This is a genomic window from Paenibacillus sp. GM1FR (assembly GCF_002803315.1).
In the GTDB taxonomy this organism is placed as follows: domain Bacteria; phylum Bacillota; class Bacilli; order Paenibacillales; family Paenibacillaceae; genus Paenibacillus; species Paenibacillus amylolyticus.
Genome location: NZ_MKZL01000004.1, coordinates 1 through 11,017, shown reverse-complemented (window position 1 = coordinate 11,017; position 11,017 = coordinate 1). Strand labels below are relative to the sequence as shown.

Genomic DNA, 11,017 nt, shown 5'->3' with positions numbered 1-11,017 from the left:
AGCTTCAGCATGCGGCTGTTGCTAAGGCTATCGCTTCAGCTACCGATTTCTCAAAGATCGCAAGGATTGCACCCGATTCTTGCTCCGTAATATTCAGCGGCGGCAGAAAACGAACAACAGCTGAATGACGCCCGCCCAGTTCTACAATTAATCCATTCTTGAAACATTCGCGCTGAATAGACTCAGCCAGCGCACCATTAGGCAGATAATGTCCCAGACGATCCTTCCGTCCTGTTGGATCCACCACTTCAACGCCGATCATCAGTCCTCTGCCTCGCACGTCACCAATCTCTGCATACCGCTCTTTCATTGCATTCAGTTGATTCATGAACTGCTCACTGCGCAGATGTACGTTGTGTAGAACATCCTGTTCCCGAATATAACGAAGTGTCGCAAGTCCCGCTGCCATGGCCAACTGATTGCCACGGAACGTGCCTGTGTGTGCACCAGGCTGCCATTGGTCCAGCTCTTCTTTGTAGATGACAACAGACATCGGCAAACTTCCCCCAACTGCTTTGGAGCAGACAATTACATCGGGTACAATCCCGGCATGTTCAAACGAAAACATTCGCCCTGTCCGTCCGATGCCTGTCTGCACTTCGTCGATGATAAGTGGAATGCCTCGCTCTGCCGTGATTCGGCGCAGCTCCCTCAGCCATTCGATATCTGCCGGAATCGCCCCGCCTTCACCCTGCACCGTCTCCACAATGACCCCACACGGTGCGGCAATACCGCTCTCGCAATCATCGAGCAAATTCTCGATATACTGAGCGCTTAATTGGGCCGTCATGCCTTCACCAACACCAAATGGGCAGCGGTATTCATAAGGAAACGGCAGGAAATGCACATCCGGCAGTAGGCTTTGCAGATGCTGTTTCTTGCTCAGATTACCACTCATCGACATCGTCGCTTGGGTTGAACCGTGATAACCTCCCTGAAAGGCAAGAATAGACTTGCCACCTGTTGCATGTTTGACCAGCTTAATGGCTGCTTCTACTGCATCCGCTCCGGTTGGACCACAGAACTGGATTTTGGCTTTGTCTCGCATCTCTGCCGGAAGAATGGAAAACAGTTCTTGCATATATGAAAGCTTCAGCGGCGTTGCCAAATCCAGTGTATGAAGCGGAATCTGCTGATCCAGAACATCGCGAATGGCGTTAACCACCGTGTCATGGTTATGCCCCAGCGCCAATGTTCCTGCCCCAGCCAGGCAGTCGTAGAATACGCGGCCTTCCGTATCGGTAATCTTCACCCCATGGGCCTTGTTAATGACAAGCGGGAAATGTCTGGGGTACGATCTTGCATTGGATTCCTTCTCATTTTGCATCTTCAGATATTCCGTCTGCACCTCTACTGACATAGCCCTCTAACGCTCCTTATAATCGATTCAGGCTGAACCTGCTGCCTGTGATTCTTGTTCTACATTTTGCATATGACATGGTATTGGTTCAAAATCATGGTGAGGTCCGAATTAAATGATGGTATCCGTTATCTGTTATCCGTCATATATTGTCATCTATACGTTGTTATAAGCTATATTCATTTATATTCAGGTTGCTCCTGACACAGGTATTCCAGGTATAACCGAACCACATCACGAGTTGTTCCACCATGGGGAAAGACGTGGTGTGTCAGATCTGGCAAGGCGTTCACTTCCAAGATGCCTCCCAGATCTCTGGAGATCGGGGTGCGGATATCACGACAACGAACATCGACTCCTGCTACATCGATCTGAAGAGTCTTTGCCGCCTGAATGATCATTCGGGCATTTTCGGGATGAATGATTTCGGTACAATCCTTGTAGAATTCACTGATTTTTCCGGCGGCAGAATTGCGGAGATCGTATAACTCGATTTCTTTTCCCGCGGCAGGAACTTCATCCAGTGTTGTCCCTTGTGCATGTAATACCTCCAGCAGTCGTTCCGTTTCTGCATTAACCTCGGGAAATGCTTCATACTCCCCAATGTGCGTCATCTCGATTCGTTCCTGATTCAACTGCTCGATCAATGCCCCAACAGTTGAAGTTCCGTCTCCCTCGACATAGACAGGCCGATACTGGTTCACAGCCGCCACTTCTCCGTTGATGATCAGCACTCTGTAATCAATCCCGGTCACATATTGCTGTAACATAATGCTGCTGCCGTGGACACTCGCAAGATGAATGGCTGTCTCCAGTTCTTCTTCAGTACGCACATCCAGCGTCACGCCCATGCTGCTGCTCGCATCTAGCGGTTTCACTACAATAGAGCCGTATCTATTCAGAAAAGCTACTGCTTCGCTTCCCAACTCTGGGATCACGATAAATGATGGTACAGGCATTCCCTGTTCATGCAGCAACATATTACATGCCTGCTTGTTCTTCGCGAGCAGTCCAGCGATTAACGGCAGACGATGAGATCTGGTTTTGTTAATGATGATCTCTTGGTCCCCTACAGACAGCTTCAGGAAATCTTCGCATCCCTCAAGAAGTGGCTCACAGGTAATGCCCATTTCTCTCGCTTTGCTTATAATGAGTCGGTTTTGCAGATTATGAATCCCTTTCGGAAACACTGAAAATCCTCCTCGATCGAATGAAGGTACTCGCTCCTATATAAGTTGAATTAAAGATTATTTACGCTGACACTACAATGACAGAACAACCTTCTAATCGCTGTTATCCCCAGATTTTTTTGATTCCCTTTTCTCAAGGGAAAAATCCGGGGATAAAGGCGAACGCTTCGCTTTTTCAGGTTTTTTCTGTCCTCTCCGTTGCATGTAAATGATTAATTCAACTTATATTGCTCATACGTTCATCAATTTTTATTGTAATTCAATATTGATAATGATTATCAATATCATATAAAATCTATTTTATGGCAATTCGAGCTATATTGTCAATAATAAACTTTTAAGGAAAAATAAGATTTAAATTAGTGTGGGTTTGAGTCGATGCAGGTATGCTTTTATCGAATAATAGGCACAACAAACCAGGCAAGCCTGGGACATGGTTTTACCAACGGCTTGCCTAATTTGTCATCTGCATGATCATACAATGGAGTCGATGTAGAGTTTTGAATAACTATTGAACGAATCAAAAACGGACTTTTTGATCCTCAAGCCAGTTGTGTATAACGCTGTTCTCCATTCAGCTTCCTTCCCCTTCCATGCGGGATACAGGTTGGTGTGCCAAACAGTGGATCAACCGCAATCTCACACTCCATCTGGAAGACTTTACGGACCATGTCCTGTGTAACAATATCTTCCGGTTTGCCTTCTGCGTAGATCGACTTGTTGTGAACAGCCACAATGTGATGCGCATAACGACATGCCAGATTCAGATCATGAAGTACCATAACAATCGTGCGTCCTTCCCGTTCGTTCAACTCAAACAACAGATCGAGGATATCAATCTGATGTGTCATATCCAGATAGGTTGTAGGTTCATCCAATAGCAGCGTTTCGGTACCCTGCGCAAGTGTCATCGCAATCCAGGCACGCTGACGCTGTCCACCGGACAATGCATCCACAGGTCGATCAGCGAGTTCTGTCAGATGTGTGGACTCCAGTGCCAGCTTGACCATACGCTCATCCTCTCGTGACCATTGCTTCAGCCATGTTTGATGTGGATAACGTCCTTGCTTGACCAGTTGGTTCACTGTCAATCCTTCTGGAGCGGTCGGACCCTGCGGCAAGATGGACATGCGCCTTGAAATCTCCTTGGTCGGCAGCTTTGCAATCTCTTCGCCATCCAGCAGCACCGAACCGGAGCTGGATTTCAGCAACCGGGCCATCGTACGCAGCAGCGTAGATTTGCCACAGCCGTTGCTGCCAATGAGGACGGTAATCTGTCCCTTGGGAATGGTCAGGTTCAAATTTTCAATAATGGGATCTGCTCCATAGGAGATCGTAAGCTCCTTGGCTTCCAGAATACTCACAGCTCTCTCCTCCTCAAAACTGATTTCGATTCTTGAACAACAAATACAGGAAAAATGGTGCGCCTACGCCTGCGGTGAATACCCCTGCGGGAACATCCAGCGGTAGAAAGGCAGTGCGGGCAATCAGATCTGCCACAAATACAAGCAGAGCACCAACCAGTCCAGACACAATCAGCATACTGCCAAACATCCGTCCAACCAGCTTTCGGGCAATATGTGGAGCGATCAGGCCTACAAAACCAATGGTTCCGGCAACCGCAACGGCGATTCCCGCCAGCAGTACACTGCATAACAACAACGCTGAACGATGCCGCTGTACAGTTACACCCAGCCCTGTGGCCAGATCATCCCCGAACTCCTGTGCATTCAGGCTACGGGCGAACCAGATCGCCAGCGGTATAACAATTACGATAACCGGTAAAATCGTTCGGACATCGGTCCACGATGCTCCGTATATACTTCCTGTCAGCCAGATATAGGCTTGACCTGCCGTGTAGAATGGACTCAGGATCAGCATAAAGGTCGTTCCAGCTCCGGTAATGGCTGACACTCCAATCCCGATCAGCACCAGGCGGATCGGACTGACTCCCTTTTTCCAGGCAAGCACATAGATGATCAAAGCCGTCACAATTGCGCCAGCGATGGCGAACAATGGCAACAACTTGATACTTACCGCTCCACCTAACAGCGTAACAAAACCTACAGCTGCAACGGCCGCGCCGCCGGTGATGCCGATGACATCCGGTGAGGCCAGCGGATTACGGATAATGCCTTGCAGAAGTGCGCCTGACATACCGAGGGCTGCTCCTACGAGCAGAGATAATAACACCCGTGGCAGTCTTAAGGTCAGCACGACGAAGTCATGCTCTCCTGCATTCAGACCAAATATCGTTCTGAGCACATCCAGCGGAGAAATAAAGTCACTTCCTACACTGGTACCGACCACTCCTGCCATCAGGAACAAGAGGATACATACACCGATGACAACCAGTGATTTTCGTTCCATTTGCACCGAGACGGTGTCTTTTTTGTTGCGGAAAGTCAACTGCTTCCTCATATCTTCGTCACCCCCTTACGGGCAATGTACACGAAGAAGGGTCCGCCAATCAGTGCAGTCATGACACCGAGTGGAACTTCCTGCGGCATGATCACCAATCTTGCAACCACATCCGCGGACAGCAGCAGAATCGCTCCCCCTACAATAGAGTAAGGAACGAGCCAGCGGTAATCATTGCCCACCAGTGCACGCATGATATGCGGGACAACCAGACCGACCAGCCCGATCGAACCGGCTACGGCAACCGAACCACCCGCGAGCAACACCGTAACAATTCCCATGAGCACCTTGACCAGAAGTACATTCTGTCCCATGCCTTTGGCGATATCATCACCCGTCAACAGCAGATTGATGGCTCTACCCATGAACAGAGCGACAATAGCTGCGGCTGTCATGTACGGCAGAACAGGATATAACATATCCAACGTCCGACCACTTACTGAACCGGCAAGCCAGAACAGTACATCCTGCAATCCTGTTCCATCCAGCACCAGAATGGCCTGTGTGAACGAGGCAAATAACGCGGAGATTGCCGTCCCCGCCAGTACAATCTTGATCGGTGTCAGGCCATCACGACCGAGGGAACCTAGCCCATATACAATTGCCGCGGCTACAGCAGCCCCTGCAAAACCAAACCACATCATGGTAGTGAGCGAAGATACGGACAATACAACAATGGCAATAACAATAAAAAAGATCGCACCAGAATTAATTCCGAACACACTCGGCGATGCCAGCGGGTTACGTGTCAATGCCTGCATCAGCCCACCCGCCACGGCCAAACTTGCTCCCACAACAGCAGCAATAACCGTACGTGGCAACCGTTCCGTCAGCAGAACCACATGTTCCACAGAACTCTCGTCATAGAATTGCAGTGCTTCCCATGCCATCTGAAACGTGATATGCGTACGTCCCAGAATCATGCTGGCTAGGCAAGCAAGCAGAAGTAATATGAATAAACCCACCAGTCCATAAATCTTGGCACTTGCCTTTGTAAAAAGGGGAAACATACTCTCACTCTTTCATCTGTAAAATGACAAAAGACCTGCCTGCCCATACACTTCGTTAACGAATGTTCTGGTGCATGGCAGGTCCTCCTCCTGTTCGTTAGTTCAGGTTGAACTGCTTATATAGATCGTCCAGCATCATGTTGGCCGATGTGTTTCCACCTGCCATGTTCCAGGCCACTTCATCGACCTGAACCAGTTGGTTGTTTTTGACTGCATCAAGGTTTTTCCACAGTGGACTGCTGGTCCAATCATCATAATTTTTCTGAATGGCATCTGTTTCTGTGCCTGAATTGAAGTTGAAGATCATGTCTGCATTCATATCTGGAATGTTTTCTTTGGAAGTCAATTCAACTCCCCATGTGTCTGCGTCATGTCCGGCAGGTCTGGTGAACCCAAGTTCATTCAGAATCTTACCTGCATATCCCATGTAGAAAATACGAACTTGATCGGCTCTAAAGTTCGTGATGGTTGCTTCAATTGGCAGACGATCCCCCATTTTCTCTTTGAAATCAGCTACACGGCCATCCCAATCAGACAACAATTTATCCGATTGCTCAACCCTATTCATCGCTTCCCCAACAGTTTTCACCGTTTCTTTCCAGTCAAAAAGCGTCTCCGTCACTACCGTTGGTGCGATCTGCGACAGTTGCTCATAGATCTCTTCATGTCTGATCTTCGTAGCAATAATCAAGTCGGGTTTCAATTTGTTGATCTCTTCCAGATTGGGCTGCGATTCCTGTCCTACTTGTGGAACTCCGTCCAGATCTGCTCTCAGATATTCATAGACTGGCTGCTGAACCCAGGATTCCACCACGCCTGTCGGTTTCACGCCAAGTGCAACAACGACATCATTCGCACCCTGGAACAGTGTCACGATCTTTTGCGGGGTTCCCTTGATTGTGGTTTCGCCCATGGCATGTTTGATCACTCGGGTCTGATCTTCAGTCGCACTGGCAGTTGTATCACTTTCATTATTGCTCTCATTGCTGCTTGTAGCTTGGCTGGACGTATTCGTTGTCTCGGCACTTCCACCCGAAGCACAACCAGCAAGTAATGAAATCATCAGAATAAGTGCTGCATAAATGTATAGCTTTTTCTTTACTTTATACATGAAATCCGTCTCCCCTTTTTTATCTAAATGATATTGAATCTCATTATCAATTGTATTGTAATGGAGATGAAATCATTATACAAGCATTTTATTTGGAAAAACTTCTCACTCCCTGTCGAACTCTGTAACTTCATAAAACAACATTAAATAAAGATAAATTAACTAAACCAATACAATATATATCGATACAATACGCCTCCACACAAACCATATATGTAATTTTTTTCTTACCTACGAAATATACAAATCTCTCTTTTTACTTTTAGTTTCATCTAATACATGTCCTTTTTGCTAGTGACTCATTATTCATTCATATGCGTTTGACTGATGAATTTACTGTAAAACAATTCCTGTAATTTCTTGTTGTACTATGTTAGATTATCCATTGGAATAAAATCACATCTATAGATAGGGGATATTAACACGTGAAGAAATCATGGGTACTATCAATCATTATGAGTTTTGTCTTGCTCGGCGGGGTGTTCGCACCTGTAGGGTCCTATGCCGCTGCTGCGGATGACTCAACCACTACATATTCGGAAGACGAATACTATGAAGAAATTGACACGTCAGAACAAGAACCGATCCCTACAGTCGAAGAAGAAGATTTCCTGGGCTACCTTGATCAGTTGGATATGGCATCGGTATATGAGGAGAGAGCCTTCAATGCTTTGGGAGGTGGATTTTACATCACATCATCCAATCGCAAGTCCGTTTTCCTGAAACTAACCAATACAGCGATTCCTAACTACACCAAATATGTATCCAAGCTGAAGATGATCAAACCGCAAAATGCGGAATTGCAAAAAATCCATGCCAACTTGATCAAAGGTAGCTATACACAGCTGGAAGGATTCCAACTCGCTAAAAAATCTGTCTCCAAAACAACGGTAAACAGCGCTGTCCTGAAACAAGCCAATGCCAAAATTGCTACCGGCAAGAAAAATATCGAGAAATTTCACAAAGAATTCTCTGCATACGCCAATAAACTTGGATTTGATTTATAAAAAAACAGTAATTGCAGATATGCGTCCTACATTTCGAATAAAACAATTTGAAATTTAAGGAAAAAAAGTGTTTTCTTTTGCTGCGTTAGTTCGTATAATAGCACTATAATCAAAAGGCTATGCTGCCGAAAGGTACAACCTCGTGAACAATAGAGGTTGTGCCTTTTTTGCGTTTAATGGCCACTTTTATCTGAATTTCATTATCTGACGAGGAGTGATTTACATGATTCTTGAAGCCATTTACCACCGCCCCAAACTCAATTGGTCTTATGCTTATGACCGCTCGACCATGCACCTGCGACTTCGGTCCAAACGTGGGGATCTGGATGCAGTGATTGCCATTACCGGAGACAAATATGCCTGGGATCGGACGATCACACACATCCCCATGCACATCTTTGCCCGGGATGAAATGTTCGATTATTGGGAAGCCGAGACTTCACCTCCCTATCGCAGATTACGGTATGGTTTCCAATTGATTCAGGGAGAGGAATCGGTCTGGATGACGGAGCGCGGATTCGAGCAGGCGTTGCCTGATCATCCGCTCGAATTCTTTGATTTTCCATTTATGAATCCAGTCGACATTTTTGAACCGCCTGCCTGGGTTAAGGACGCTGTGTTTTATCAGATTTTCCCTGAACGTTATGCCAATGGCGATCCATCCCTCAGTCCCAAAAATGCTGAACCCTGGGGAGGAGAACCTACACCGGTGAACTTCTTCGGCGGCGATCTCCAAGGTGTGCTGGATCATCTGGATCATATAAGTCAGCTTGGCATCAATGCCATCTACTTTTGTCCGCTGTTCGAGGCCACGACGAATCACAAATACAATACAGGCGATTACATGAAGGTTGATCCTCACTTTGGAACCAATGAACAGTTCAAGGCGTTCGTGGATGCCTGTCATCAGCGCGGCATACGCGTTGTTCTGGATGCGGTATTCAATCATTCCGGCAGAGAGTTCCCTCCTTTTGTCGATGTCATGAAGAATGGTCCCTCTTCCCCCTACGCAGATTGGTTCTATATCAAGGACTGGCCGCCGCGTGTGGAGGATGGCATACCAACTTATGATACCTTTGCTTTTGAACCGCTCATGCCGAAACTGAACACGGAACACCCTGAAGTGAAGGCATACCTATTAGAGGTAGGACGTTTCTGGATTGAGGAGATGGACATTGACGGATGGAGGCTTGATGTGGCGAATGAGGTGGATCATCAGTTCTGGCGCGAATTCCGTCAGACGGTAAAAGCCATCAAACCTGACGCCTATCTGCTCGGCGAGATCTGGCATGATTCGCTCATGTGGCTTCAGGGAGACCAGTTCGATGCCGTGATGAATTATCCGTTTACCAATTCGGTATTGGACTACACGGTGCATGGCAAGCTCGATGGACTTGGATTCGCAAATGAGATCGGCAAACTGCTCGCAGCCTATTCACAACCTGTGACCGAAGCGGCCTTCAATCTGCTCGGAAGTCATGATACCCCCAGACTGCTGACCTTATGTGATGGAGACGAGCGCAAGATGAAACTTGCCGTTACGTTACTGCTTACGTATCCAGGTGTGCCATGTATCTATTATGGAGACGAAGTGGGACTTGATGGAGGATATGATCCGGGTTGCCGCAAGTGTATGGAGTGGGATGAGTCCAAGCAGAATCGCGAGCTTCTGGAATTCTTCACCCGTACCATTGCCCTTCGTAAAGAGCACCCTGCCCTGCGCAGCACGGAACTGAAGATTGTATATGCAAAAGCCGGAGACCCTTGTCTTGCCATCGAACGATTGGATTCGCATACGGGAGAGCGCATGCTTCTTGTTCTTAATGCGGGTGATGAACCATGCACCCTTGAACTCCCCTTGGGAGATCATAGCATCTGGCGAAATCTGTTCACATCAAACACCGTGGAAGCTCGGCAAAATAAACTGACCCTCGATCTGGAAGCATACGGATTCTCTCTCATGCAACTTGAGGTGAAACAACCAGCTGAGGCCTGATACGAATACAGCTAACAAGGAAAAAAACTTCAAAGAGGCTGTCCTCCAGGTCATATTTACGACCAAGGACAGCCTCTTCTGTATCTTATACGTCATATTCTAACAAACCCAGCACACCTTATTCGCTTCATTATACCCGGGTTAAATGCCTAACGAATCAGAGAGACCTTATTTCGTCCAATAGGTCGATTTTCGAGACCAGAAGCCGTATTTTTGAAGCAATAACGTTACTGAGATTCGTTAGGTTTTACTTTTCTTGATTATCCCCTCAATACGATGTTTGAGGTTCGTTGCTATGAACGTTTTTGTCAAGCCCATCACAAAATGCTGCTTTTCGCCGAAGCCCTAAGCGCGGGAGTCCATATGCGAGCGACGGTTGGCACGCTGCTATCCGTGGGTTGGTTACCACATGGTATGCCTTCGTCAAGGAGAGCTGTTACAAGCTAGCCACGCACGTTCAGCCCATTAAAAGCCTAGTGCAAACGAACCTCGCACATTCTCTCCTGAACCTTCCATGAACTCCCGGGCCTAAGGCTCCGGAGTTTCCCCCTTTTTCCTTTTAAACCATCCGTCTCTTCAAGATGAATAACAGATTACTGAGCGTTCGGTAGCTCCAACGTTCGGGCGACCGCCCAAATGAACCCGGTCAGTTCCCTGGCCACCGCGGTGACCGCGACATTTTTGTGTTTGTTTAATCCATAAACTAAACGGCGGAATTTTCGGTGCAGCCGTTCCTGGGCTTTCCATGAAATGAGCTGTATGTCCGCAGGCAGACCTTCCAAACGGCGGGCCAAGTCCCCTTTAATCGCAGGCCGATGGCGGTAACTCCATGCCGATTCAATCAAGGTGCGACGCAATCGTCCATTTCCCGCTTTGGTGAGCGAGCCTCGTTGGGTACGGACTCCAGACGAATGCTCACGCG

At 47.4% G+C, this 11,017-nt stretch carries 9 protein-coding genes; 2 read left to right on the top strand and 7 right to left on the bottom strand.

Going from position 1 to position 11,017, the window contains the following annotated elements:
- Positions 1 to 4: 4 nt before the first annotated feature.
- The 6 genes from PAEAM_RS02540 to PAEAM_RS02515 form a co-directional block, all read right to left on the bottom strand.
- Complete coding sequence (locus tag PAEAM_RS02540; RefSeq protein ID WP_100526517.1) at positions 5 to 1,360, bottom strand: diaminobutyrate--2-oxoglutarate transaminase; 1,356 nt, start codon at positions 1,358 to 1,360, stop codon at positions 5 to 7.
- Between the two features lie 179 nt (positions 1,361 to 1,539).
- The gene (locus PAEAM_RS02535; protein ID WP_100526516.1) at positions 1,540 to 2,550 is read right to left on the bottom strand and encodes an ATP-grasp domain-containing protein; all 1,011 of its coding nucleotides are present in this window, start codon (positions 2,548 to 2,550) and stop codon (positions 1,540 to 1,542) included.
- A 542-nt stretch (positions 2,551 to 3,092) separates the two neighbouring features.
- Positions 3,093 to 3,914 carry an ABC transporter ATP-binding protein gene (locus PAEAM_RS02530; RefSeq protein ID WP_100526515.1) on the bottom strand — a complete coding sequence of 274 codons (822 nt, stop codon included), beginning with the start codon at positions 3,912 to 3,914 and terminating at the stop codon, positions 3,093 to 3,095.
- 13 nt (positions 3,915 to 3,927) lie between these two features.
- Positions 3,928 to 4,971, bottom strand: a complete 1,044-nt coding sequence (locus tag PAEAM_RS02525; RefSeq protein ID WP_100526514.1) for a FecCD family ABC transporter permease — start codon at positions 4,969 to 4,971, stop codon at positions 3,928 to 3,930.
- On the bottom strand, positions 4,968 to 5,981 hold the full coding sequence (locus PAEAM_RS02520; protein WP_100526513.1) for a FecCD family ABC transporter permease: 1,014 nt from the start codon (positions 5,979 to 5,981) through the stop codon (positions 4,968 to 4,970). The genes PAEAM_RS02525 and PAEAM_RS02520 overlap by 4 nt, the downstream gene beginning before the upstream one ends.
- Before the next feature lie 97 nt (positions 5,982 to 6,078).
- Complete coding sequence (locus PAEAM_RS02515; RefSeq protein ID WP_100526512.1) at positions 6,079 to 7,092, bottom strand: ABC transporter substrate-binding protein; 1,014 nt, start codon at positions 7,090 to 7,092, stop codon at positions 6,079 to 6,081.
- 425 nt (positions 7,093 to 7,517) lie between these two features.
- On the opposite strand from PAEAM_RS02515, the gene PAEAM_RS02510 reads away from it, so the two are divergent.
- Both PAEAM_RS02510 and PAEAM_RS02505 read left to right on the top strand, forming a co-directional pair.
- Positions 7,518 to 8,099: a hypothetical protein gene (locus tag PAEAM_RS02510; RefSeq protein WP_047841757.1), complete on the top strand. Its 582-nt coding sequence runs from the start codon at positions 7,518 to 7,520 to the stop codon at positions 8,097 to 8,099.
- Positions 8,100 to 8,322: 223 nt separating this feature from the next.
- Positions 8,323 to 10,095: an alpha-glycosidase gene (locus PAEAM_RS02505; RefSeq protein WP_100526511.1), complete on the top strand. Its 1,773-nt coding sequence runs from the start codon at positions 8,323 to 8,325 to the stop codon at positions 10,093 to 10,095.
- Positions 10,096 to 10,688: 593 nt separating this feature from the next.
- Here the strand turns inward: PAEAM_RS02505 and PAEAM_RS02500 are convergent.
- Positions 10,689 to 11,017: transposase (locus tag PAEAM_RS02500; protein WP_165789809.1), on the bottom strand; the 329-nt coding region annotated here is incomplete at its 5' end.

Bases quoted from the DNA above. Each gene is read 5' to 3' on its own strand.
- PAEAM_RS02540 (WP_100526517.1), bottom strand. From the start codon at position 1,360: ATGTCAGTAGAGGTGCAGACGGAATATCTGAAGATGCAAAATGAGAAG.
- PAEAM_RS02525 (WP_100526514.1), bottom strand. From the start codon at position 4,971: ATGAGGAAGCAGTTGACTTTCCGCAACAAAAAAGACACCGTCTCGGTG.
- PAEAM_RS02520 (WP_100526513.1), bottom strand. From the start codon at position 5,981: ATGTTTCCCCTTTTTACAAAGGCAAGTGCCAAGATTTATGGACTGGTG.
- PAEAM_RS02515 (WP_100526512.1), bottom strand. From the start codon at position 7,092: ATGTATAAAGTAAAGAAAAAGCTATACATTTATGCAGCACTTATTCTG.
- PAEAM_RS02505 (WP_100526511.1), top strand. From the start codon at position 8,323: ATGATTCTTGAAGCCATTTACCACCGCCCCAAACTCAATTGGTCTTAT.